23 protein-coding genes are annotated in these 24,166 nt (G+C 70.0%); 14 read left to right on the top strand and 9 right to left on the bottom strand.

What is annotated here, in order from left to right:
* Window positions 1–83 precede the first annotated feature (83 nt).
* On the top strand, window positions 84–1,283 hold the full coding sequence (locus tag RJT50_RS00330) for an ABC transporter ATP-binding protein (protein WP_313693008.1): 1,200 nt from the start codon (window positions 84–86) through the stop codon (window positions 1,281–1,283).
* Between the two features lie 21 nt (window positions 1,284–1,304).
* Here RJT50_RS00330 and RJT50_RS00335 read toward each other — a convergent pair whose 3' ends face one another.
* A complete protein-coding gene (locus tag RJT50_RS00335; protein WP_313693010.1) occupies window positions 1,305–2,597 on the bottom strand; it encodes a nickel pincer cofactor-dependent isomerase, group 22 in 1,293 nt (430 codons plus the stop codon).
* A 125-nt stretch (window positions 2,598–2,722) separates the two neighbouring features.
* Here RJT50_RS00335 and RJT50_RS00340 point away from each other — a divergent pair, with 125 nt between their 5' ends.
* Together RJT50_RS00340 and RJT50_RS00345 are read left to right on the top strand one after the other, a co-directional pair.
* On the top strand, window positions 2,723–3,826 hold the full coding sequence (locus RJT50_RS00340) for a mandelate racemase/muconate lactonizing enzyme family protein (RefSeq protein WP_313693012.1): 1,104 nt from the start codon (window positions 2,723–2,725) through the stop codon (window positions 3,824–3,826).
* 2 nt (window positions 3,827–3,828) lie between these two features.
* A complete protein-coding gene (locus RJT50_RS00345; RefSeq protein ID WP_313696062.1) occupies window positions 3,829–5,055 on the top strand; it encodes a mandelate racemase/muconate lactonizing enzyme family protein in 1,227 nt (408 codons plus the stop codon).
* Window positions 5,056–5,105: 50 nt separating this feature from the next.
* Here the strand turns inward: RJT50_RS00345 and RJT50_RS00350 are convergent, their stop codons facing one another.
* Window positions 5,106–5,630, bottom strand: coding sequence for a DUF6789 family protein (locus RJT50_RS00350; protein WP_313693015.1), 525 nt, complete (start codon window positions 5,628–5,630; stop codon window positions 5,106–5,108).
* Between the two features lie 149 nt (window positions 5,631–5,779).
* Here RJT50_RS00350 and coxB point away from each other — a divergent pair, with 149 nt between their 5' ends.
* The 7 genes from coxB to RJT50_RS00385 all read left to right on the top strand — a co-directional run bounded on the left by coxB (window position 5,780) and on the right by RJT50_RS00385 (window position 13,823).
* Window positions 5,780–6,574 (top strand): cytochrome c oxidase subunit II, encoded by a 795-nt coding sequence (coxB, locus tag RJT50_RS00355; protein ID WP_313693017.1) that lies wholly within the window; start codon window positions 5,780–5,782, stop codon window positions 6,572–6,574.
* Window positions 6,571–9,174: a cbb3-type cytochrome c oxidase subunit I gene (locus tag RJT50_RS00360; RefSeq protein ID WP_313693018.1), complete on the top strand. Its 2,604-nt coding sequence runs from the start codon at window positions 6,571–6,573 to the stop codon at window positions 9,172–9,174. The genes coxB and RJT50_RS00360 overlap by 4 nt, the downstream gene beginning before the upstream one ends.
* 9 nt (window positions 9,175–9,183) lie before the next feature.
* Window positions 9,184–9,447: a cytochrome C oxidase subunit IV family protein gene (locus tag RJT50_RS00365; protein WP_313693019.1), complete on the top strand. Its 264-nt coding sequence runs from the start codon at window positions 9,184–9,186 to the stop codon at window positions 9,445–9,447.
* A gap of 98 nt (window positions 9,448–9,545) precedes the next feature.
* Entirely contained in the window at window positions 9,546–10,115 is a 570-nt protein-coding gene (locus RJT50_RS00370) for a hypothetical protein (RefSeq protein WP_313693020.1), read from the top strand.
* Between the two features lie 99 nt (window positions 10,116–10,214).
* Window positions 10,215–11,198, top strand: a complete 984-nt coding sequence (gene rnz, locus RJT50_RS00375) for a ribonuclease Z (protein WP_313693021.1) — start codon at window positions 10,215–10,217, stop codon at window positions 11,196–11,198.
* A gap of 124 nt (window positions 11,199–11,322) precedes the next feature.
* Window positions 11,323–11,712, top strand: coding sequence for a hypothetical protein (locus RJT50_RS00380; RefSeq protein WP_313693023.1), 390 nt, complete (start codon window positions 11,323–11,325; stop codon window positions 11,710–11,712).
* A 140-nt stretch (window positions 11,713–11,852) separates the two neighbouring features.
* The gene (locus RJT50_RS00385) at window positions 11,853–13,823 is read left to right on the top strand and encodes a DUF460 domain-containing protein (RefSeq protein ID WP_313693025.1); all 1,971 of its coding nucleotides are present in this window, start codon (window positions 11,853–11,855) and stop codon (window positions 13,821–13,823) included.
* A 172-nt stretch (window positions 13,824–13,995) separates the two neighbouring features.
* Here the strand turns inward: RJT50_RS00385 and ilvA are convergent, their stop codons facing one another.
* Entirely contained in the window at window positions 13,996–15,210 is a 1,215-nt protein-coding gene (gene ilvA, locus RJT50_RS00390; protein WP_313693027.1) for a threonine ammonia-lyase, read from the bottom strand.
* Window positions 15,211–15,292: 82 nt separating this feature from the next.
* Window positions 15,293–15,580, bottom strand: coding sequence for a hypothetical protein (locus RJT50_RS00395; RefSeq protein WP_313696063.1), 288 nt, complete (start codon window positions 15,578–15,580; stop codon window positions 15,293–15,295).
* Between the two features lie 361 nt (window positions 15,581–15,941).
* Between RJT50_RS00395 and RJT50_RS00400 the strand changes: the two genes are divergently transcribed.
* Window positions 15,942–17,060: a tRNA (guanine(26)-N(2))-dimethyltransferase gene (locus RJT50_RS00400; RefSeq protein WP_313693028.1), complete on the top strand. Its 1,119-nt coding sequence runs from the start codon at window positions 15,942–15,944 to the stop codon at window positions 17,058–17,060.
* Between the two features lie 146 nt (window positions 17,061–17,206).
* On the opposite strand, the gene ddfA is transcribed toward RJT50_RS00400, so the two are convergent.
* A complete protein-coding gene (ddfA, locus tag RJT50_RS00405; protein WP_313693030.1) occupies window positions 17,207–17,530 on the bottom strand; it encodes a DdfA family disk-determining factor in 324 nt (107 codons plus the stop codon).
* A 309-nt stretch (window positions 17,531–17,839) separates the two neighbouring features.
* Between ddfA and RJT50_RS00410 the strand changes: the two genes are divergently transcribed.
* The gene (locus RJT50_RS00410; protein WP_313693032.1) at window positions 17,840–19,186 is read left to right on the top strand and encodes a YihY/virulence factor BrkB family protein; all 1,347 of its coding nucleotides are present in this window, start codon (window positions 17,840–17,842) and stop codon (window positions 19,184–19,186) included.
* Between the two features lie 3 nt (window positions 19,187–19,189).
* Entirely contained in the window at window positions 19,190–20,164 is a 975-nt protein-coding gene (locus tag RJT50_RS00415; protein ID WP_313693034.1) for a phosphatase PAP2 family protein, read from the top strand.
* 127 nt (window positions 20,165–20,291) lie between these two features.
* Here RJT50_RS00415 and glnA read toward each other — a convergent pair whose 3' ends face one another.
* Window positions 20,292–21,671: a type I glutamate--ammonia ligase gene (gene glnA / locus RJT50_RS00420; RefSeq protein ID WP_313693036.1), complete on the bottom strand. Its 1,380-nt coding sequence runs from the start codon at window positions 21,669–21,671 to the stop codon at window positions 20,292–20,294.
* A gap of 126 nt (window positions 21,672–21,797) precedes the next feature.
* On the opposite strand from glnA, the gene lrp reads away from it, so the two are divergent.
* Window positions 21,798–22,253 carry an HTH-type transcriptional regulator Lrp gene (gene lrp, locus RJT50_RS00425; RefSeq protein ID WP_313693039.1) on the top strand — a complete coding sequence of 152 codons (456 nt, stop codon included), beginning with the start codon at window positions 21,798–21,800 and terminating at the stop codon, window positions 22,251–22,253.
* Between the two features lie 98 nt (window positions 22,254–22,351).
* On the opposite strand, the gene RJT50_RS00430 is transcribed toward lrp, so the two are convergent.
* The 3 genes from RJT50_RS00430 to RJT50_RS00440 all read right to left on the bottom strand — a co-directional run bounded on the left by RJT50_RS00430 (window position 22,352) and on the right by RJT50_RS00440 (window position 24,162).
* Window positions 22,352–22,504: a hypothetical protein gene (locus RJT50_RS00430; RefSeq protein WP_313693042.1), complete on the bottom strand. Its 153-nt coding sequence runs from the start codon at window positions 22,502–22,504 to the stop codon at window positions 22,352–22,354.
* 174 nt (window positions 22,505–22,678) lie between these two features.
* Window positions 22,679–23,761 carry an aminopeptidase gene (locus tag RJT50_RS00435; RefSeq protein WP_313693044.1) on the bottom strand — a complete coding sequence of 361 codons (1,083 nt, stop codon included), beginning with the start codon at window positions 23,759–23,761 and terminating at the stop codon, window positions 22,679–22,681.
* Window positions 23,762–23,829: 68 nt separating this feature from the next.
* Window positions 23,830–24,162, bottom strand: coding sequence for a nucleoside triphosphate pyrophosphohydrolase (locus RJT50_RS00440; protein ID WP_313693046.1), 333 nt, complete (start codon window positions 24,160–24,162; stop codon window positions 23,830–23,832).
* Window positions 24,163–24,166: the final 4 nt, after the last annotated feature.

Genomic DNA, 24,166 nt, shown 5'->3' on the forward strand with positions numbered 1-24,166 from the left:
CCGCCCCGAGCGACGCGAATCACCCGCGCGAGCGGGACTCCGGACGCACCGGCCGCACGACCGACCACGGAGACCATCGATCAATGAGCGACACAGCAGGACCCAAAGCGGACGAGCGGACGACCCAACCGACCGATCGCGACGTCAGCCTCGAACTCAGGGACGTCACCAAGACGTTCACCGAGGACGACGGCTCGACCGTCGTCGCGGTCGAGGACCTGGACCTGACGATCTACGACGGGGAGTTCGTCGTGATCGTCGGCCCGTCGGGCTGTGGAAAGACCACGACGTTGCGGATGATCGCCGGCCTCGAGGAGCCGACCGAGGGGGACGTCGTCATCGAGGGACGCGACGTGGCGGGGCTCGACCCCCGCGAGCGCGACATCGCGATGGTGTTCCAGAACTACGCGCTCTACCCCCACAAGACGGTCCGGGAGAACATCGCGTTCCCGCTCCGGATCCGGAAGTTCCCGGACGAGGAGGTCGAGGGGCGCGTCGAGGACGTCGCCCGGTCGCTCGACATCCCGGAACTGCTCGAGCGCCGCCCGTCGGAGCTCTCGGGCGGCCAGCAGCAGCGGGTCGCGCTCGGGCGCGCAATCGTGCGCGACCCGGCGGTGTTCCTGTTCGACGAGCCGCTGTCGAACCTCGACGCGAAGCTCCGCATCGAGATGCGGACCGAGCTGAACAAACTCCACGACCGCGTCGGGAAGACGTCGGTGTACGTCACCCACGACCAGGTCGAGGCGATGACGCTCTCGGACCGCGTCGTCGTGCTCGACGACGGGCGGCTCCAGCAGTTCGCGCCGCCCCAGGAGCTGTACGGCGCCCCCGCCAACAAGTTCGTCGCGGGCTTCATCGGCGAGCCGCCGATGAACTTCTTCGCCGCCCGCGTCGAGGAGCGCGGCGGCGACTGGTGGGTCGTCTCCGACGCGTTCGAACTCCGCCTGCCCGACGAGCACGACGCGAAACTCCGGGAGTGGACCGGCGACCTCGAGAACGCCGAGTTCGGCGTCCGACCGGAGCACCTGTTCGACGTCGCCGTGGAGGGCGACCCCGGCGAGGGAGCGACGTTCGACGCGCTGGTGAAGGTGATCGAACCGATGGGGCCACACATGGACGTCACCGTCGCGCCGTCGGAGCGGCCCGACGACGAGGACGCCGAGTTCACCGCGCGGGTGTCGAACGAGAGCGACGTGGCCACCGAGAGCCGGGTCACGCTCGGCGTCGAACTGGACAAGGCACACCTGTTCGACGGCCGGACCGGCGAGAACGTCCTCCGGTAGTTGCCGGGCCAGCCCCGCCCCTCACTCCGCCGGTTCGAACGACGGCTCGCCGTCCACGAACGAGAGTTCCTCCGGTCCCTCCACGACGACGCCCTCGGGCGGGTCGCGCGCGAGCGCCTCGGAGACGCGGAACGACGACAGCGACGCGGTGTCCCGGATCCAGGCGACGCGGACGTCCGCCGGGTCGTAGGTCCCGACGGTGGAGAGCGCGGCCGTCAGCGCCCGCTCGTCGTCCGGGAGGACGACCGGGAGCTTCGCCTTGCTGAGCGACCCGCTCGTCAGCGCGTTCGTGTACACCTGGTCGAGGTCGAGTTCATCGGCGACCGCGCGGGTCGTCACGTCCGCCAGCCCGATGCCGTTGCCGTTGCCGTGGGTCGCCTCCGTCAGCCCCCGCACGACGATGCGCTTGATGTCGGGCAGCGCCGGGTCCTCGGCGTTCAGCACGCTGTACCGGCCGACGACGTTCGTGTCCATCCCCGCGCCGGAGACGTCCTTGCCGATCTCGTCGACGACGAGCACGTCGAGGTCGTCGAACGGGAGCGTCGGCATGTACTCGTCGGCCCGCTCCAGCAGCGGCTCCTCCGCGTCGGGGAGCGCCGACGCGGGCACGCCCTCGACGTGGGCCGTCCGGTCGTGGAAGTTCTCAACGACGGCGAGGCCCCCCAGCAGCGGCGTCTCGGCGCGGACGACGTCGTAGGCCGCGGCGATGACGGGTACGTACCCCTCGACGAGCGCGTGCTCGTGGGCCGCCTTCGCGCCTGGCTGTTTGCCCAGCCCGATGGTCGCCATCTTCGTCAGCCCGCTCTCGAACCGGCCGGTGAAGTTGGTGTGGGCCTTCACGCGGTTGATCACGAGGACCCCGTCGGCCTCCAGGGCGGCCGTCGAGAACGGCACCGTCGCGCCGACCGCGGAGTCGCCGAGGTCGGTCGTGTCCATCCGCGCGTCGATCGGACAGCCGAGTGCGTCCTCGGTCAGCCCGATGCCGGCGAGCGTCCGCCGCTGGCCCTCGGCGGTCGCGCCGCCGTGGCTCCCCATCGCCGGCACGACGAACGGCTCGAAGCCGCGACGTGCCAGTTCGTCGATCACGGCCCGTGCTGCTGGAACGACGTCGTGGATGCCACGGCTCCCCAGCCCGACCGCGACGCTCCCCCCCGGGGGGACGTCGCCGAGCGGGAGTTCGTCCACCTCCGCGCGGGTCCTCCCCTCGACGTCGTCGAGTTCGGGCGTCTCCGGCTCGTACCGCACCGACGCGAACCGGGGGAGGGTCGGTCGGCCGAGCGCCGCGTCGACGACATCGGCGTCCGGGAATCGCATGCTCGTTCGTTGGCGAGCGGCGAGTAAACCGTGTCGGCGGTGCTGCGCGGTCTCGTGTCCCGTCGTTTCGTGTCGTGTGGTACCACTGAGCATAACGATTTACCGATCCGTCCCGAAAGGCTCGTATGGAAGTCGCCGAGGTCGAGAGTTTCGCGGTCTCCATCCCGCTGGCGGAGCCGGTGTCGTTCGCGACCCGGACCGTCGAGGAGCGTGACCACGCCGTCACGTACGTCCGGACCGACGACGGGGTCGAGGGGCTCGGCTACACGCTCGGCTACGGCGGGGCGGGGCTCGTCGCCGACGCCGTGACCGACGTGCTCGCGCCCATCGTCGAGGGCGAGGACCCGCGCGACACCGAGCGCCTGTGGCGCGAGATGTTCGACGGGACGGTCCAGATCGGGCGGAAGGGCGTCATGCTGCGGGCCATCGCGACCGTGGACGTCGCGCTGTGGGACGTCGCCGCGAAGGCGGCGGGCGTGCCGCTGTACAAGTACCTCGGGGCGTACCGCGACTCGGTTCCCGCCTACGCCAGCGGCGGCTACTACCGCGAGGGGAAGGGGCTGGAGGGGCTCCGCGAGGAGATGGGGCGGTACGTCGAGCGCGGCCACGACGCGGTGAAGATGAAGGTCGGGCGGCTCTCGCCCGCCGAGGAGGCCGAGCGCGTCGCGGCGGTCAGGGAGACCATCGGCGACGAGCGGGTCCTGATGGTCGACGCGAACGGCGCGTGGAAGAGCAAGCCGGAGGCGCTCCGAACGTGCCGGGCTATCGCCGAGTACGACCCGTACTTCGTCGAGGAGCCGGTGATGCCCGACGGCGTCTCGCTCATGGCCGAGGTGAACGACGCGCTGGAGTACTCCGTGGCGGCCGGCGAACTGGAGTTCTCGCGGTACGGCTTCGCCGAGTTGCTCCGCGAGGGCGCCGTCGACGTGGTCCAGCCCGACGCGACCGTCTGTGGCGGCATCACCGAGTGGCTGAAGGTGGCGAACACGGCCGCCAGCTACGACGTGCCGGTGGCGCCCCACTACAACTGGGACCTCCACGCCCACCTCGTCGCAGCCAGCGAGAACGGCACCTGGGTCGAGTACTTCCACCGCGACTCGGACGTGAAGGTGTTCGACGACGTGATCGAGGAGCCGCTGACGCCCGAGGACGGCGAGATCGCGCTGCCCGACCGCCCGGGCCACGGCATCGAACTCGACCGGGACGCCCTCGCGGCGTTCGAGGTGTGACCGTGCGGGACTACGGCAACCGGGCGACGCGCCGGGCCGACGCGCGTGACGTGGAAATCACGGGGCTCGACACCGCCGTGATCGAGGGGAACTTCGACTGGAACCTCGTGCGGGTCCACACCGACGAGGGCGTGACGGGCATCGGCGAGTCGTACCGCGGCGGGGCGGTCACCGACGTCATGGCGTACATGGGCGAGTTCCTCGTCGGGGAGAACCCGCTCGACGTGGAGCGACTGTTCCGCCGGATGGTCCAGGAGACGTCCGGGCACGGCGGGACGACGGGGAAGGTCGTCACCGCCGCGTCGGGCATCGAGATCGCGCTCTGGGACCTCGCGGGAAAGCTGCTCGACGTGCCGACCTACCAGTTGCTCGGCGGGAAGTACCGCGACGACGTGCGGGTCTACTGTGACCTCCACGCGGGCGAGGCGTACGCGGTCGACGACGCCTCCGGGTTCACCGAGTACGCCGACGAGGCGGCGTACCGGCCGGCCGCGTACGCCGAGACCGCCGGGGCGGCCGTCGAACTGGGGTTCGACGCCATCAAGTTCGACCTGGACACGCCCGGGGACAACGAACCGGACCCGTTCAACGGCCGGCTCTCGGCGGCGGACGTGGAAGACAAGCGCGAGATCGTCGCCGCCGTCGACGACGCGGTCCCCGACGGGGTGGAGGTCGCGTTCGACTGCCACTGGGACTACTCGCTCGACTCGGCAAAGCGCCTCGCGCGGGCACTGGAGCCGTACGGCCTCATGTGGCTGGAGGACGTCGTCCCGCCCGAGAACGCGGCGGCCCAGCGAGAGGTTGCCCGCTCGACGAGCACGCCGCTGGCGACCGGGGAGAACCGCTTCCGCGTCCACGAGTTCTCCGAACTGCTGTACGAGTTCGCCGTCGACGTCGTGACCCCGGATCCGACGACCTGCGGCGGGCTCGCGGAGTCGCGGGCCATCGCCAACCGAGCCGAGGAGAACTACGTCGTGTTCTCGCCGCACAACGTCTGTAGCCCCGTCGGGACGATGGCGTGTGCTCACCTCGGGGCGTCGGTGCCGAACTTCGGCGTGCTGGAGTACCACGCGCTGGAGGTGGACTGGTGGGACGACCTCCTGGCGCGCTCGGAGCCGCTCATCGAGGACGGCTCCATCGCCGTCCCTGAGACGCCGGGGCTCGGCGTCGAACTCGACGAGGAGGTCGCCGCGGAACACGCGAAGGGAGCGGGCGATCTCTGGCCGTGAGTCGCGGGCCGGAAGCCTGGACCACCAGGCCCCGAACCCCTTCGGCCGGCTCAGACGAGCGTGTCCGGCCGCGTCGAGAGGTAGTCGAACACCGCGCCGAGGCCGAAGCCGTAGCCGAGGTGGCCGACGAACGTGAACAGGAGGTAGCCGGCCAGCCAGTACGACGGGTCGTAGAACGCCATGGCGAACCCGGTCCAGATGACGGCCCCGAACGTGATGCCCCGGAGGGCGAAGCGGTCGCCCGGCAGGTACGAGCCGATCGAGGCGAACAGCAGCGGCCAGATCACCATCCCGCCGGCGAGGAACACGAGGAAGCCGACGGCGACGGGGTACTGCGGGAAGAACACGATGGTCCCGGTCATCTCGGCCAGCGTCCCGAACGCCGCCAGGTCGAACGCGCCGAACGTCCGCGCGACGAGCAGGCCGACGGTGATGATGGCGGTGCCGACCGCGCCGCCGACCGCGCCGACGAACCCGTCGGTGATGACGCCGAACAGGTGGTCGAAGTCCGGTTCAGCCTCCTCCTGGGCGGCGTCGACGGTCGGGGTGTCGACCCGTGATCGCTCCTCGTCCATGTCATATGATACCATCGTTCGTGGTGAAAAGCGTTCCGTCGATCTCGGCCGCCGGAGCCGGCTTTCGGGGGAGGGCCCGGTGGCTCTCGCCGCAATGAATAAGTGAACCGGGGGGAAGTTGGGACCAACGTGCAGAGTTAACGGATGGCATGACATTCAACCACATCGGGGCGGCAGTCACGCTCGCGCCGCTCCAGAACGGTATCGTCCCGCGAGGGACGCGCGTGGAAGTGTTCCGGGAGATCTTCGACGTGTTCCTCCTGCTCGGGACGCTCGTCGGCGTGGTCGTCGTGGGGTACATGCTCTACAACGCCTACAAGTATCGGGCGGGCGCCGATGGCGTCGAGCGGAAGAACGGCGAGGACGAACTCCCCACGCTCGGCGAGCTGCCGACGGGCGGCGGCGGGGGCGGCAAGCTGTTCGTCTCGTTCACGCTGAGCGCCGTCATCGTGATCTCGCTCATCGCCTGGACGTACGGCGCGCTGGCGTTCGTCGAGACCGACTCGCCGGTCGACGAGGACTCGCTCCGTGTCCAGGTCGAGGGGTACCAGTTCGGCTGGCAGTTCGAGTACCCGAACGGCTACACCGACACGACCCTCCGGGTGCCGGTGGACAGGTCCGTCCAGCTTTCGGTCACCTCCCGTGACGTGTTCCACAACATCGGCATACGCGAACTCCGGGTGAAAGCCGACGCCATCCCCGGACAGACCACGAACACGTGGTTCATCGCCGACGAGCGGGGGACGTACATCGCGCAGTGTTACGAGCTCTGTGGCGTCGGCCACTCGTACATGACCGCCCAGGTGAAGGTTATGCCACAGGACGAGTACGAGGCGTGGTACGCCAACACGACCGCCGAGAACGGGACCGCCGGCGGCGCGAACGGCACCGCCGGCAACGCCACCGGCTCCGGTAGCTCCGCGAACGTGGTGGGTGCGCTATGACCGAGCGCGACGAGGTCGACGACCGGGCCGACGAGGCGACTACGACCGACGAGACGACCGCGACCGACGGCGGCCACGGGGCAGCCGGCGAGCTCGAGGACCACCACGGCCTCCCGGGCACGAACACGCTCACGCGCTGGTTCGTCACGACGAACCACAAGGACGTCGGCATCCTCTACACGGTGACGGCGCTGTTCTTCCTCGTGTTCGGGGGCGTGCTGGCGATGCTGATGCGGGCACAGCTCTGGATCCCGGGCGACCAGATCCTCTCGGCGGCCGCCTACAACCAGGCCGTCTCGGCACACGGCCTGCTGATGGTGTTCTGGTTCCTCTCGCCGTTCGCGTTCGGCTTCGCCAACTACGTCGTGCCGCTCCAGCTCGGGGCCAAGGACCTCGCGTTCCCGCGGCTGAACGCGCTCTCCTACTGGCTCTACCTGTTCTCGGGCGGGCTGTTCTTCGTCTCGTTCTTCCAGGGCGGGACGTTCACCGGCGGCTGGACGATGTACGCGCCGCTCAACCTCCCGATGTACACCCCGGAGCCGGGGGCGACGACGACGGTGCTCGCGATGATCATGTTCGTCGCCTCGGTGACGGTGTCGTCGGTGAACTTCCTCACCACGATGCACCGCATGCGCGCGGAGGGGATGCGCATGCGGGACATGCCGCTGTTCAGCGCCTCGATCCTGCTCACGGTGTGGATGATGCTGTTCGCGTTCGCCGCGCTGCTGGCGGCGATGATGATCCTCACCTCGGACCGCCTGCTCGGGACGACCTACTTCGCGGCGACGAGCGCGGGCGGGTCGCTGCTGTGGGCCCACCTGTTCTGGTTCTTCGGCCATCCGGAGGTGTACATCGTCTTCTTCCCCGCGCTGGGGGCCATGGCCGAGATCTTCCAGACGTTCACCGGGCGCCGCATCGTCGGGCGCAAGTGGTTCATCGCGTCGATGCTGCTCGTCGCGCTCCAGAGTTTCGTCGTCTGGATGCACCACATGTTCCTGACGGCGATCAACCTGCAGATCAAGACGCTGTTCATGGCGACCACCATCGGCATCTCGCTGCCGTTCGACCTGATGGTGTTCGCGCTCATCTACACGACGATCAAGGGGCGCATCCGGTTCAAGACGCCGTTCCTGTTCGCCTTCGGCGGCCTGCTGGTGTTCATCATCGGCGGCATCACCGGCGTGTTCCTGGGCGCGGTCGTGCTCGACTACGAGTTCCGGGGCACCTACTGGGTCGTCGCGCACTTCCACTACGTGATGGTCGGGGGCGTCACCGCGCTGGTCGGCGCGCTCTACTACTGGTACCCGAAGATGTCGGGGCGGATGTACGACGAGTTCCTCGGGAAGGTCCACTTCGCGGTGTACTTCATCGGGTTCAACCTGCTGTACTTCCCGATGTTCATGGCCTGGGAGACGCCGCGCCGGGTGTTCGAGTACCCGATGGCGCTCATCGGCTACCACCAGAGCGCGACGATCGGCGCGTTCCTGCTCGGCGGGTCGTTCATCATCATGTTCTGGAACCTCACGAAGAGCCTCTGGGCCGGCGACCCCGCGCCGGACAACCCCTGGGAGTACGCGACGACGGCCGAGTGGGTCGTCTCCTCGCCGCCGCCCCTGGAGAACTTCCCCGGGCGCCCGAGCTACGCGAGCGGGTCGCTCTCGTTCGTCGACGAACTCCGGCCGGGCGGCGACTCGGGGACCCCGAGCGTCGCGGACGGCGGCGTGGCCGACGGGGGCGTCGCCGACGCGACGATGCCGGTCGCACACGACGCGGGCGAGCACGCCGAGGAGGACCACGGCGCGGACCACGCGAGCGTCTGGCCGTTCGTGATCGGCCTCGGCGGTTTCTTCGCCCTGCTGGGCCTGTCGGGCTTCCAGGAGGGGAGCTTCGTCGGCGGGATGGCCGGCGCGATGTACGTCGGCCTCCTCGCGGTCGGGACCGTCGTGCTCGGCTACGGGCTCGTCGGGCTGACCCGCGAGCCGTTCGAGGGGCTCACCGGCCCGTTCGGGTCGAGCTGGCCGTTCGAGAACATCGAGAACACGAAGCTGGGGATGTGGATCTTCCTCGGCTCGGACGTCGTGCTGTTCGGCGCGTTCATCGGCTCGTACGTGTTCATCCGGGTCGCGGAGGGGTGGCGCAACTGGCACCACCTCATCCCGGAGGCCCACGTCCCGCTCCCGGGGCTGATCAACACGTACCTGCTGCTCACCAGCAGCTTCACCGTCGTGCTCGCGCTGGTCGCCGCCGAGAAGAACAAGCGGTGGGGCGTCGTCGGCGGCCTCGGCGCGACGTTCCTGCTCGGGGTCGGGTTCCTCATCAACAAGGCCCAGGAGTGGCTCCACCTGTTCCACGTGAGCACCGAGGCGTTCCCGCACGGCTGGACCCTCTCGACGAACGTCGCCTCCTCGACGTTCTATCTCACGACCGGGCTCCACGGCGCGCACGTCGCCGTCGGGCTGCTCATCACGCTGTACATGCTGGTCCGCGCGGTGAAGGGGGCGTACCTCGACGACGAGCGGCCGGTGGAGTACTTCGGGCTCTACTGGCACTTCGTCGACATCGTCTGGCTGTTCCTCTTCCCGCTGTTCTACATCCTCTAGGTGAGACCAATGACATCAACAAAACTCTACACGGCGATATACGTGGTCCTGTTCGTGCTGGCGACCGGACAGGTGCTCATCGAGCAGTTCGAGGGGTTCACCTACTGGACGGCGTTCGCGATCATCATGGTCGTCTCGGCCGCGAAGGCGGTCGTCGTCGCGGCCTACTACCAGCACCTGCGCTCGGAACCACGTTCGGTGACCTACATCATGGTCGGCGGGCTGGTCGCCGCGCTGGCGCTGACGGTCGCGGCCTCGTACTCGATCCTCTAGCCTCACGCGCGGCGACGGCGTCCGGGGGCGACCCCGTTTTCGCCGACTCGCTCCAGCCGACGACAACACTGATTGGGGTCGGCCGGAATCGGGCGGACATGGTCTCCCGCAGCACCACCGTCGTCCTCGCCCTCCTCGCGTTCGTCGGCGGCGTCACCGCCGGCGGCCTCACGGCCGTCGTCGCCACGGACGACCCGTTCGCCGGCCAGCAGGACGCGACGCTCCAGGGGTTCGAGACGGTCAGCGTCGCCTGCGTCGACCCGACCGAACGGGGGAAGATCGACCGCACCGCGAGCGCCCCGAACGGCTCCGGGGCCGACCTCACGCTCCGCGAGAACGTCACGGTCCCCGACACCGCGTCGGGACTGGAGCCCCGGTTCGACCGCATCGCCCCCGGGACGTTCCTGCTCGACGTGCGGACGGTCACCGCCGACGGGGAGGACGCCGGGGATGACTGCGGCGAGGGCCGCCCCGAGGCCAGGTACGTCGCGAACCTCACCCTCCCGACCGAGGAGTACACGCTCGTCCTGTTGCGCGACGGCGAGTACGTCGGCGTCAACTACGCCACCTCCGGGGCGCTGTCCGGGAGCGCCGGTGCGGGCCGGAGCGCGTCCGCGTCCGACGGCGGCGAGTCGTCGGACGATGCTGACGCCGGGAACGCCTCCTGACCGGCCCGGCCCGGATTCGCGGGACGCCGCCCGCTCACCGATCCGAACCGACGGGCCGCTTCCGACAGCGTTTCACCGCGGGCCGCCCGAGTGCCGCCAATGACCCTGCGGGTGACGTTCCTCGGGACGAGCGGCGCGGTGCCGACGGTCGAGCGCGCCCCCAGCGCCGTCCACGTCAACCGCGAGGGCGACGAACTGCTGTTCGACTGCGGGGAGGGCACACAGCGGCAGATGATGCGGTACGGCACCGGGTTCGGCCTCTCGCACGTGTTCGTTTCACACCTCCACGGCGACCACATCCTCGGGCTCCCCGGCCTCGTGCAGAGCCTCGATTTCAACGACCGCGAGGAGGCGCTCGCCATCCACGGCCCGCCCGGATCGAAGCGAACCATCCGCCGGCTGGTCCACGCGGGCGGGCACGAGCCCACCTTCCCGGTTCGTATCGACGAGGTCCGCCCGGGGAACGTCGCGCTCGCCCGCGAGGAGTACCAGGTCCGGACGTTCGAGACGGACCACCGGACGACCTCGATGGGGTTCGCGCTCGCCGAGGCAGACCGGAAGGGCCGCTTCGACCGCGAGAAGGCCGAGGACGAACTCGGGATTCCGCCCGGCCCGGCGTACGGCCGGCTCCACGGCGGCGAGGCGGTCGAACTGGACGACGGCACCGTGATTCGGCCCGAGGCGGTCGTCGGGCCGCCCCGGCCGGGCCGGACCGTGGTCTACACCGGCGACACGCGACCCGTGGACGCGACCGTCGAGGCCGCCGACGGCGCGGACCTGCTGATCCACGACGCGACGTTCGCGGACGACGACGCAGAGCGCGCCCGGAAGACGGCCCACTCGACCGCGACCGAGGCGGCCGAGATCGCCCGCCGGGCCGGCGCGAAGCGGCTCGCGCTCACCCACATCTCCTCCCGGTACGCCGCCCGCGCGGGGCTCCTGGAGTCGGAAGCGAGGGAGGCGTTCGAGGCGACGGGGGTCGACGCGCGGACGGGCGTCGGAGGCGGAAACGGCGACGCCGTCTCGGTGTTCGTCCCGGACGACGGCGACGAGGTCGAGGTCCCGTTCCCGGACGACCGGTGAGTCGGTCCGGCGACGACGACCGGCGAGTCGTCTTCGGGGCGGCGAGGAGTGACTACGTTTCCCACACGGCGACCATACCCGCCACATAGCGGCCGTTAAGCCGCGATGGACGGACCCACGGACGATGACCGACGCCGACCTCCGCCTGTTCCTGGCCGACGCGAACGCGGGGTTCCGCGCCGCCGCGGTCGAACTGCTGGGACGGGACGGAATCCTCGTCGAGTCGACCCCGCGGATCCGCTCGGTCCCGGACTCGGCGTGGCGAGCCGACTGCGTCGCGGTCGATCCGGGGGTCGCGGCCGGCGCCGTCCGGGCAGTCTGGCTGGCGCGCCGCGGGCCCCCGCTGGTCGTCGTCACGGGCGCGCCCGTCGAGGACCTGCCCGAGGTGCTGCTCGCGGCCGCCGACGGCTACGTGGAGAAGGGGACGAACGGGACGTTCGGCGCGCTCGAGGGCGCCGTCCGGCGCGCCGCCGAGGGGCGGAGCGAGGCCCCGACGGTCACGGGCGTCGCCTGATTCGGGGGCGCATCCGGTCTGGCCCCTCACGGACGCCACACACGCAGGGTGGCTGGAGCGGCGACCCGACTCCCGATCCATCGACGCCGTGGGTCGGTTCCGGCGGGGCATTTTTAGCCCCGAACCGCCAACGAGGGGGCGTGAACGCCCGGACGAGCGTGCTCGACTCCCTCGTCTACGGGGTCGACGTGCAGAGCGGTGACATCCGGGGCGACGCGCCCTCCTACGCCCTGGTGGCCTTCGACGGCGAGACGCTGGAACGCGACGTGGTGAGCCACCGCAAGCTCAGACGGCGCATCGACGCCGAGGGGCCGGCGCTCGTCGCCACCGACAACATGTACGAACTGGCCGAGGACAAGGACGCTCTCGTCCACTTCCTCCGCGCGCTCCCCGCCGAGACGTCGCTCGTGCAGGTGACCGGCGACGAACGGCCCGAGCCCCTCTCGCGGGTCGCGGCCCGCCACGGCGTCCCGTACGGGAAGGACCCGATGAAGGAGGCCGAGGCGGCCGCCAGGCTCGCGGCCGCGAACGTCGGCTACGCGGTGCGCGCGTTCGCCGACACGACGACCGTCAAGGTCTCGCGCGGCCGCTCGACCGGCAAGGGCGGGTGGAGCGAGGACCGCTACACCCGGCGCATCCACGGGAACGTGAAGCGGCGCGCCCGCGAGGTCGAGGACGCGCTGGAGGGGGCGAGCCTGGAGTTCGAGATGGACGTGAAAGAGCAGTACGGCGGCTACGGCAACGCGGTCTTCACCGTCGAAGCGCCGCCGGCGGACATCCCCGTCTCGCGGAACCGCTCGGGCGACACCCGGGTCGAGATCGAGCGGGAGCGGCGCGACGGCGTTGAGTTCGAGCCGCTCGCCAAGCGCCGCGACCACGTCGTCGTCGGCATCGACCCGGGGACGACCACGGCGGCGGCCGTCCTCGACCTCGACGGGAACGCCCTCGACGTCGTCTCGACCAGGACCGCCGACACGGCCGAGGTCATCGAGTGGCTCGTCGAGCGGGGCCGACCCGTCGTCGTCGCCGCGGACGTGACCCCGATGCCCGAAACGGTCGAGAAGTTCCGCCGGTCGTTCGACGCCGCCGGCTGGGCGCCCGAGCGCGATCTGCCGGTGGACGACAAGCTCCACCGGACCGAGGACGTCGCCTACGACAACGACCACGAGCGGGACGCCCTGGCGGCGGCGCTGTTCGCCTTCGACGACCACGAGGATCAGTTCGAACGGATCACGCACAAGACCCCGGCTGGGATCGAGCGCGGGGAGGTGATCGCCAGGGTCGTCGCCGGCGAGGAGTCCGTCGAGGCGGCGCTGGCGGAGCTGAGCGACGACCCCGAGGACGAGGGGGCCGAGGAGTCCGACCACGAGCCGCGGGAACTCACCGAGCAGGAGGAGCGGATCCGCGACCTGGAAGCCCGGGTCGAGCGCCTGCAGGAGCACGCCGAGGACTTGAAAGCGGATCGGGCGGAGAAGGACGACCGCATCGCGGAACTCGAGGACGAACTCACCGAGGCCAGACGCGAGTCGCGCCGCGAGGCGCGGCGCGACCGCGAGGTGACGCGCCTCCGGCGCGAGAACGACCGGCTGGAGCGGGAGAAGGACGACGCCGAGGCGCGCGCCGAGGAGCTGTCGGACAAGCTCGACCGGCTGAAGGCGCTCTGGAAGCTGGACCACGACGACTTCGCGGACGTGGCCGAGGGCCGCGACCTCGTGCCCGTGAAGGTGGTCGAGCAGTTCACCAAGGCCGCGCTCGACCACGCGGAAGAACAGTTCGGCCTCGCCGCCGGCGACGTGGTGTACCTCCGGGACGCGTCCGGCGCGGGCCGGGCGACCGCCGAACGGCTCGCCGACGTCGAGCCGCGGGCGGTGCTCCGCAGCGGCGGGCTCTCGGACGCCGCCGACGCGGTGCTGTTCGAGCACGAGGTGCCGGTCGGGCCGGCCGCCGACGTGCAGGTTCAGGAGGTGGACGAACTCGCGGTCGCCCGCGAGAGCGACGTGGAGGCGCTCGTCGCGGACTGGGCGGACCGGGCCGAGGAGCGCGAGCGGGAGCAGACCGCCGACATGGTGGACGAGATCATCTCCGAGCACAGGGCGAGCGGCGCGGAGTGAGCGGCGGCCGAGCCGGTTAGTACCCCGCTAATCGAGCCCCTACCGAACTGCTGGTTGCACTCGCCGACAACCACCTGACTGCGAGCCGAACACTCTCGAATTCGGACACCTCGAAGACCCCTTCGTTTCGAGTGGAGTGTGGGGATTTACCACGGGAGTAGTCCTCGTGTACTCAGTTGACGCGTTCGACCTCGTACCCCTGGTCGCGGACCGCCGAGATGATCCCGCTCGCGTGCTCGCGGCCGCTGGTGACGACCCGGAACACGAGGTACGCCTCGCCGACGCGGAGGTCCTCGACCGCGCGGTCGTGTCGGACGTGCCGGATGTTCGCGCCCTCCGCGGCGATGCGGTCGGACAGGCGCGCCATCTCGCCGGGCTCGTCGTCGATGCGGACCCGGAGCCGGAGGAGCTGGTCCCGGTCGGTCATCGCGTGGGTGAGCACCGTCTGGAGCATCGACATGTCGATGTTACCGCCACACAGCACCGGGACGACCGTCTCGTCGGTCACGTCGAGGTCGGGCGAGAGCATCCCCGCGACGGAGGTCGCGCCCGCGCCCTCGACGAGCTGTTTCGCCCGCTGGAGCAGCGTGAGGATGGCGTGGGAGATCTCGTCGTCGCTGACGGTCACCACCTCGTCGACGTGTTCCTCGATGAGTCCGTAGGTCAGCTCCGAGATGCCGCCGGTGGCGATGCCGTCGGCGATGGTCCGGGTCTCGTCGACGCCGACCGGCTCGCCCTTGTCGAGGCTCTCCGGGACCGTCGCGGCCTCCTCGGCCTGCACGCCGACGACGCGGACGTCGGGCGCGACGGCGGCGAGCGCGGTCGCGATACCCGAGATGAGCCCGCCACCCCCGATGGGCACGACGACGGCGTCAACGTCGGGTACCTGTTCGGCGATCTCGAGCCCGAGCGTCCCCTGGCCGGCGACGATGTCGGGGTCGTCGTAGGCGTGGACGAACAGGCTCCCCGGCTCGTCGGCCAGTTCCTCGGCGTGGGCGAGCGCGTCCTGGAAGCCCGCGCCGTGGAGGACGACCTCCGCGCCGTACCCGCGGGTGGCGTTCACCTTCATCTGCGGGGCCGTCTTCGGCATCACGATGGTCGAGGGGATTCCCTCGTGGGCGGCCGCGAGCGCGACGCCCTGGGCGTGGTTGCCCGCGCTGGCGGCGACGACGCGCTCGGCCTCGCCCGCCTCCGCGACCCGGGAGAGCTTGTTCGACGCGCCGCGGGTCTTGAACGAGCCGGTGCGCTGGAGGTGCTCCATCTTGAGGCGCACGTCCGCGCCGCTCAGTTCCGAGAGCGAGCGGGAGCGTTCGATCGGCGTCTCGCGGACGATGTCGGTGGCGAACCGCTCCCGGGCGGCCCGGATGGCGGTGACGTCGACGGTCATGGGTGCGCGTCGCGGCGCCGTTACAAAAATTGCGGGAATGGCTAGTCGAGAACGTGCGGGAATAGCCGGTCGGGGAACGCGATCAGAGGAAGTCGTGGACGTCCGAGTACCACATGTCGTGGTGGTCCACGCGGTCGACCCGTTCGGCCAGGTCGACCGCGATGGCGTGCCAGCAGCGCTCGTCCGGACGCTCGGCGTCGAGGTTGTACGTCGCGTCCGGGCAGTCGCAGTCGCCCTCCTCCACGATGTGCTCGGCGCGGTGGCCGACGACGACCGTGAAATCGCGGTACTGTTTCACCCGTTGCTCGGAGACGGCCTCGATGGCGCGCCGGCCGCGACCGTCGTGGGTCTCGATGATCGCCTTCACGATGACCGGGCGGAGTTCCCCCGTCGCGGCGAGGGCCGCCCGCCAGTCCTCCTCCGCGAGGGCGGCGACTTCCTCGGCCGAGGGGCCGTCGCTGTCCGCGTCGGCGGACGCCTCGTCTGCCGGGTCGACGTCCGCCGGATCCGCGTCGGAAGCGGCCGAATCCGCCTCGGAAGCGACCGGATCCGCCTCGGCGTCGATGCCGGCGTCGGCGTTCCCCTCGGGCACGTCCGGCGCTTGGTGCCCCCGGGGGAAAACCACTTCGGAGGCTCGAATCCGCGGGTTTCGCGCCTTCGGAGGGACGCCCGCGGCGGCCGTCCGTCGCAGTCGGGTCGCTTATCCCCGCTAGCGCCCCAGTGCCGACAGCATGGAGATCGAGGAAGGGGGCGTCACGGTCGAGATCGAGGACGCCCGCGACGGGGCCAGCGAGGGGCGCACCGACGACGTGTTCTACAACCCCGAGATGGAGCTAAACCGGGACGTCACCGTCGCCACGCTCCGCGCGTACGCCGACCGCGAGGGGCGGGCCGAGACGTACCTCGACGCGATGGCCGCCTCGGGCGTCCGGGGCACCCGCGCCGCCGCCGAAGGCTGGGCGGTCACCTGCGCCGACGTCGAACCCGAGTCCGTCGAACTCGCGGCCCGGAACCTCGCCGACTACGACGGCTGCGAGGCGGTCGAGCGCGACGCGAACGCGCTGCTCCACGCCGACTTCTTCGACGTGGTCGACGTCGACCCGTACGGCTCGCCGATACCGTTCGCCGACGCCGCGGTCGCCGGCACCCGGAACCTGCTGTGTGTCACCGCGACGGACACGGCGCCCCTGTGTGGCGCGCACTTCGACGCCGGCGTCCGTCGCTACTCGACGGTCCCCCGGAACACGGACTACCACCCGGAGATGGGCCTCCGAGTCCTGCTCTCGGCGCTCGTCCGTCGCGCCGCCAGTCGGGACAAGGCGGCCACGCCCGTCTGCTCGCACGTCTCGCGCCACTACGCCCGGACGTACCTCGAACTCGACGCGTCGGCCTCCGCGGCGAACGACCGGCTCGACGACCTCGGACACGTCCACCACTGCCAGGACTGTCTCGAACGCGAGCACGAGTACGGCCTCCACGCGGACCCGCCCGAGGCCTGCCCTCACTGCGGGTCGAACCGCCTCGTCATCGCGGGTCCACTCTGGCTCGGCCGGGTCGCCGACCCCGAGTTCGCCGACTCCGTCCGCGAACACGTCACCGACGATATGGGCACCGCAAAACGCGCCAGGAAGCTGCTCGAGACGGTTTCCGACGAACTCGACACGCCGACCCACTACGACCAGCACCGGCTCTGTGAACTGTGGAACCGGCCGGCCTCGGGGATGGACGAGTTCGTGGAAACCCTGCGAAGCGCCGGCTTCGACGCCAGCCGCGCCCACTACGCCGGCACCGCGCTGAAGAGCGACGCGACGATCGCGGAGATGCGGGAGGCGACCGCCGACCTGGGGTAACCCTCGCCTTCCGCGGACACGATACGGACCGGCAGGCGCGCCCGACGACGACCCCGAGGACCGGTCGGGGAGGATCATCGAACTCGGCGACCGTCACGTCTCGGCCGCCGACCGGGGCCGAGCCCTGGACGACGCTCACGGCCGCGTCAGTCCACGAACACGTACCGTTCCGCCTCGATGGCGAGGGTTCCGTCCGTCGTGATCCGGACGTGATAGCCCGCGTACTCGAACGCGAGGTGCCCCTCGGTGAGGCGAGACCTCCCGGTTTCATCCGCGGTGAAGAGGGTCTCGAGCGCGTCCGGGTCGACGGCGTCCGCGAGGAGCGGCAACTCGGTGGGGACGGTGTCGTCGACGGCGGCGACCGCCCGGAGCAGTTCCGTCCTCGCGGATTCGGTCTCCGGGTCGAACTCGTGCAAGTAGCGGTACGGTGCGGTTGAGGGCTCGTCGTCGGTTTCGTTCTGGTCCGGCATTGGTGGATCACGGAGCGTTGGACCCTGTGGTGTTCCCGTGGACACGGCCGACCACGCACACGACTCACCGCACTACTGGCGTCCTGCTTCCCATCGAGAGTGGACACACGGCGTGAAATCTCTCGTTTGCACGTGGAGACCGGATGCACAAAACCCCCGCATTCACCCGGATCATCAAAACCGGCCAGTCGGTCGCGGCGCTACCGGACGATTCGCGGCGTATCGGCGACCGTGTGTTACACGGGGGGCGCCGGACTCGGGTGCGGAATCGCCATAGCACTCTTGTCGCTGTCAGGCGAACCACGGACCGTGTCAACGCAGCTCCGGGCCAGAGCTTCGCGGACAGTCGCCGTCCTCGGCCGGGTGGCCCGGACGACGAGCGATCGGGACGTCACCTTCCTCGCGGCGGGCGTCGCCTACTACGCGTTCGTCTCGTTGCTCCCGACGGTCGTCCTCGTGTTCGTGCTGGCGACCGCGGTCGGCCAGCAGCAGCTCGTCGCGGCCGTCGTCGACGGCAGCGCCGGCGTCCTCACCGAGGCCGGCCAGCAGTTCGTCATCGAGGCGCTGGCCAGCGGGGCGGGACGGGGCGGCACCACCGTCTTCAGCGTCCTGCTCGCCGTCTGGGGCTCCCTGAAGGTGTTCCGGGGCATCGACACCGCGTTCGAGGAGATCTACGGCGCGAGCGACTCCAGTTCGTTCGTCGGGCGGCTCCGGGACTCGCTCGTCGTCGCGGTGAGCATCGGCGCGAGCTTCCTCCTCATGCTCGCGCTCGGGGGCGTCCTCGCCGTCGTCGACCTGGGATTCGGGCTCGGCATCTTGAGCTTCTTCGTCCTCCCGGCCGTCCTGACGGCCGCGTTCCTCCCGATGTACTACTTCTTCCCGAACGTGGACGTGAGCGTCCGCGAGGTGCTCCCCGGCGCAGTGTTCGCCGGGGTGGGCTGGACGCTGCTCCAGGCGCTGTTCCAGGTGTACGTCGGGTACCAGGGGAGCGCCGGGAGCGGCCCGCAGGTGTACGGCGCGATCGGCGCGGTGCTGCTGCTCGTAACGTGGCTCTACCTCGGCGGGATGGTCCTCCTCGTCGGCGTCGTCCTGAACGTGACGCTCGCGTCGGAGGGCCGTTCCGGCGTCGACCACGACGAGGATCGGGGGCGTGGCGAGCTCGTCGGCGACGGGAGCGGCCTCGGCGCCCCGGCCGGGCACGACGGGTCGACCGCCCCCCACGACCCGACGGACCGGCACGGTAAAGGGGACCCCGGACGACGCCGGTCACGTATGAGCGGGGACGATACCGACGAGCCCGCACCCGACATCGCCGAGCTGGACCGCCGGGTCGCGGCGCTGCGGGCCGACCTCGACGACATCGACGGCCGGACCGTCGAGAAGCCGGCCCTCGAGTCGGAGCTGAAGCGGTACGTCCGCGGCCGGATGCGCCGGGGGCACGCACGCGGCTGGGGCCCGTACCTCGTGCTGCTGTACGGCGTCGTTCTGACGCTCGGCGCGTTCAGGTGGCTGGAGGGGCTCGTCGCCATCGCCGCGATGCTCATCCTGTTCCTCTCGACGCTCGGACTGTACACCCTGTTCCTCATCGTCGGAGTGGGGCTGAACCTCCTCGACGTCCCGGGCAAGGCGCTCGACGCCGTCCGGGCGAGGCGGTGACCCATGCGCGGGGTCGGACTCGCCGGGGCGCTCGCGGCGCTGCCCGAGCCGGTCGTGGCACTCGCCGCGCTGCTCACACAGCTCGGCGACGCGTGGTTCCTCTATCTCGGCCTGACGCTGCTCTACTGGCTCGGTAGCGACCGGCTCGCGGTGAACCCGCGGCGGGTCGGCGCGACGCTCGTCGCGCTGGGGCTGGCGGCCCTCGCCGTGACGACCGCGCTGAAGACGCTCTTCCTGTTCCCGCGACCGCCCGGTGCCGCGGTGGCGACGGCGCCGCTGTGGCTCCCCGACCTCCTCGGCCCGGCCTACGAGAACGCGGCGACCGGCGAGAGCTTCGGCTTCCCGTCGGGCCACGCCATCGGCGCGACGATGGTGTACGGCGGGCTCGCGGCGTTCCTCGACGTGTGGGACCGCCGGACCCGCTGGCTCGCCGCGGGGGGCGTCGTCGTGACCGTCTCGCTCACGCGACTCGTGCTCGGCGTCCACTACCTCGTCGACGTCCTCGTCGGGATCGCGGTCGGACTCGTCGCGCTCGCGGTCCTCGACCGCGTCGCCAGGTCGGGGTTCCAGCCCCGGCCGGACCGCGCGTTCTTCGCGGCCGCCGTCGCCGGCGTCTGTGCGATGGCGGTCGCGTTCGCGGGCGGGCACGGAACCGAGACGCTGGACGCGGCCATCGCCGCCGGCGGCGCGCTCGGCGGCTACGCCGTCTGGCGGCTCCGTGGGACGGAGACGGCGCCCGTCGGCCCCGCGGCGGCCGCGCTCGGCGGGGTGCTCATCGGGACGCCGTTCCTCGGGGCGTACGGCATCACGGTCGTCGGCCTGCCGTACGTGTTCGGCGTCGTCCCCGACACGACCCGGTATCAGCTGCTCGCGGTGCTGCCGCTCTCGTTCCTGGCGGTCGCGCTGGTCGTCGCCTGGCCGACGGTCGTCGGCCGCCTGGGTCGGCCCGAGCTCGCGGAGCCGGCGGGCGACGGCTGACCGGGTCGCTGACGACTGCCGGGCTGGTTCGCTGACGACGGCCATCCGAACGCGGTCCCGGCGCGGAATCGACGGCGACGCGTCTCACCGTCGAGCGACGCGCAAAAATCGGAGGTCCGGGAGCGGCTCAGAACGTCTCGAGGTACTGGTCGAGCTCCCACTCGGAGACCTCGACGCGGTACTCGTCGTACTCGGCCGTCTTCGCCTCGACGAACTTCTCGCTGACGTGCTCGCCCAGCGCGTCCTGGACGACCTCGTCCTCCCCGAGCGCGTCGATCGCCTCGCCGAGGTTCGAGGGCAGCGTCTCGATGCCGTACTCCTCGCGCTTGGCCTCGTCGAACTCGTAGATGTTCTCGCGGATCGGGTCGTCGCAGTCGAGCTCCCGCTCGATGCCGTCGAGCCCGGCGCTGATGAGCGCGGCGAACGCGAGGTACGGGTTGCACGACGGGTCCGGGAAGCGCGCCTCGATGCGCGAGGCCGCCGGGACGCGCGCGGCCGGCTTGCGGATGAGCGCCGAGCGGTTCCGGTCGGACCACGCCACGTAGACGGGCGCTTCATAGCCCGGCACGAGCCGCTTGTAGCTGTTCACCGTCGGGTTCGTGACGGCCGCGATCGCGGGCGCGTGTTCGAGGATGCCCGCGGTGAACTGCTTTGCCGTCTCGCTCAGGTCGAACTCGTCGTCACCGTCGTGGAACGCGTTCTCGCCGTCCTCGGTGAAAAGCGAGATGTGCGTGTGCATGCCCGAGCCGTTGATGCGCGGGATGGGTTTCGGCATGAACGTCGCGTGCAGGTCGTGCTGGGCGGCGATTGCCCGGACGACCGTCCGGAACGTGCCGACGTTGTCGGCCGTCGAGAGCGCGTCGTCGTACTCGAAGTTGATCTCGTGCTGGCCCTCGGCGACCTCGTGGTGGGACGCCTCGATCTCGAAGCCCATCGACTCCAGGCCGTAGATGATGTCACGGCGCACGTCGCTCGCGAGGTCCTTCGGCGCGAGGTCGAAGTAGCCGCCGGCGTCGTTGGTCGTCGTGGTCGCGCGGCCGTCCTCGTCCTCCTCGAAGAGGAAGAATTCCGGCTCCGGCGCGGCGTTGACCTCGAAACCCATCTCCGCGGCCCGGTCGAGGACGTCCTTCAGGACGCGCCGGGGATCGCCCTCGAACGGCTCGCCCGTCGAGGTGTTGATGACGTCACAGATGAGCCGTGCGGCGCCGCCGCCGTCGTTCTCGCGGGTGCGCCACGGGAGCACGGCGAACGTCGCCGGGTCGGGTTTGAGCCGCATGTCCGACTCCTGGATCCTGACGAACCCGTCGATGGAGGAGCCGTCGAAGTAGATCCCCTCGCTGAACGCCTTTTCGGCCTGGGAGGCCGGGATGGAGACGTTCTTCACCGTCCCCAGGATGTCGGTGAACTGGAGCCGGAGGAAGTCGACGCCCTTCTCCTCGATCTCGTCGAGGACCCGCTGTTCGTCCGCACTGAGCCCGCCGTCAGTAACCGCGTTTTCGTCCGTCATGTACTCAGACGGTAGGACTGTGAACACCCAGTATAAAATCCTTGTCGGTCGGTGCAACCATCCCCTCCTGAGCCAATGGGTGGACATTCGTAAAATTCTAAACCCCCAGACCCGTGGTGGAACGTGATGACGTACGAAAACCTCGACGCGAAACTCGTCAACGCACTGCTCGGAAACGGTCGCGCCAGCCTCCGGAGCCTGGGCGAGGACCTGGACGTCTCGGTGACGACCGTCTCGAACCACCTCCGCGACCTGGAGGAGGAGGGCGTCATCGAGGGGTACACGCCCCGCGTGAACTACGACAAGCTCGGCTACGACGTCACCGCCATCGTCCAGTTGAAGGTCGAGGGCGAGGCGCTCCCGGAGATCGTGGACCGGCTCGAGGACCAGAAGCAGATGGTGTCGGTGTACGAGGTGACGGGCGATTACGACGTCATCGCCATCGGCAAGTTCACCGACACCGACGAGATGAACGAGGGCATCAAGGGCCTGCTCGCGGACGCGGACATCCGCGAGACGAACACCTCCGTCGTGTTGAACACCGTCGTCGAGAACGGCCAGTTCGACCTCGACGTGGAGTAAGCGCGGTCGAGCCGTCGCTCGTCTCGCCGTTCCCACGGTCGCTCACAGAACCACCTCGGCCGGCCGTCCCGTCGTTCTCAGCGCCTCGATCCCGGGGGTCACACCAGATACTCGGTCACGTCGTCCATGTCCGTCCGACAGAACGGACAGCGGTAGCGCGTCGAGAAGCCGCCCGACTGGGCCGTCGTCTTCGCCTCGAGTTCGTGCATCCCGATCTGACGGCCGCAGTCGGGGCAGTTAACTTTCGGCACGGGTGTGTCACTCGATTCCACGGTCATAAACCCCATGACACGGCGTCGGAGAGTAATCTATTTGGTCGAAGAATCACAGTAGCGGCCCGCTACCCCGTCCCTGTCGGGATGACGCGATCCGAAGACGAGCGTCAGATCCGGCCGTCCAGTCAGTCGAGTGACTTCTCTCGCCGCTCAGTCCCGCTCCTCGAACGTGAACGTTCCGTCCCGCTGGACGACCTCGCCGTCGAGTTCGATGACCGAGTCCTCGCTCATGTCGACGATCATGTCCACGTGCTCCGCGGACTCGTTCACCTCGTTGCCCTCGCCGACGGTCTCCGGGTACGCGCTGCCGACCGCCATGTGGACCGTATCGCCCATCTTCTCGTCGAACAGCATGTTGTAGGTGAGCCGGTCGATGGCGCGGTTCATCCCGATGCCGAGTTCGCCGAGGTAGCGGGCGGCCTCGTCGGTGTCGAACACGCCCGCGAGCACCGCCTCGTTGCGCCCGGCCGAGAACGACTCGACCCGCCCGTCCTCGAAGCGGAGGCGGACGTCCTCGATCTCGCGGCCCTGCCGGTACAGCGGCATGTCGAAGTGGACCTCGCCGGTCACCGACTCCTTCACCGGGGCCGTGAACACCTCGCCGCCGGGCAGGTTCTCCTCGCCGACGTCGTTGATCGCGGTGTTGCCGGCGATCGACATCGTGAGGTCGGTTCCCTCGCCCGACCGGATCCGGACCTCGTCGGCGTCGTTCAGCAGGTCGACCAGTTGTTGCTGGAACTCGCCCTGGGCCTCCCAGTCCAGCGACACCGCGTCCCAGACGAAGTTCTCGTACGCGTCCGTGCTCATGCCCGCCAGCTGGGCGTGGCCCCGCGTCGGGTACTGGGTGAGACACCAGCGCTTCGAGAGTCGCTCCCGCTGGACGGGACGCATCGCCCGGTTGTACGCCGCGGTCGTTTCGGGGTCGACGTCCGACTTCTCGGCGACGTTGCCGCCCGAACGTGCGATGACGAACGCGTCGGCCTCCTCGTACAGCGCCCGCCGGTGCTCGGGCGTCTCGAACTCGTCGTCGCCGGCGCGGAGGAACGCCCGCGTCGCGCGGTCGTCGTTGTTCAGGAGTACCGGGTTCGCGCCGCGGTCGCCCGCGAGTTCGTGGACGGCGACCGCGAGGTCGGCTGCCTCGCTCGGCAACTGGACGACGAGGTCGTCGCCCGCCCCCAGGTCGATCGAGTGGTCGACGATGATCTCTGCGTGCTCCCGGATTCGCGGATCCATTGGCGTGAGGTGCGGACGACGAAAGGTATGGATTTCGACTGGCGGGCGACCGGGCGCTCGCCGGGACACTACCCCTCGTTCTCGACCCGTTCGAGCACGATTCCCTCCGCGAACCGACCGCGCTCCGACGCCTTGGCGGTTCGAATCCGGTTCACGTGCGACCGGTCCCGCCAGTCGAGCAGCGTCTCCACGACCTCCAGCACGTCCGCGAGTTCGGCGTCGGCGTCCTCGTCGTCGTCCGTGCGGGCCTCGCGGAACTCGGTCGCTTCCTCGACCAGTTTCTCCGCGAGGTAGGCGTCGTACTCCGCGCCCTCGACCCGCCGGGTGACCGGCGTCTCGTCGTTCCCCTCGATTATCTCGGGGATGCGGTCGTGGACGAGTTTGTCGTACTCGGTGGGCATCGTC

Source organism: Halobaculum sp. XH14, assembly GCF_032116555.1.
In the GTDB taxonomy this organism is placed as follows: domain Archaea; phylum Halobacteriota; class Halobacteria; order Halobacteriales; family Haloferacaceae; genus Halorarum; species Halorarum halobium.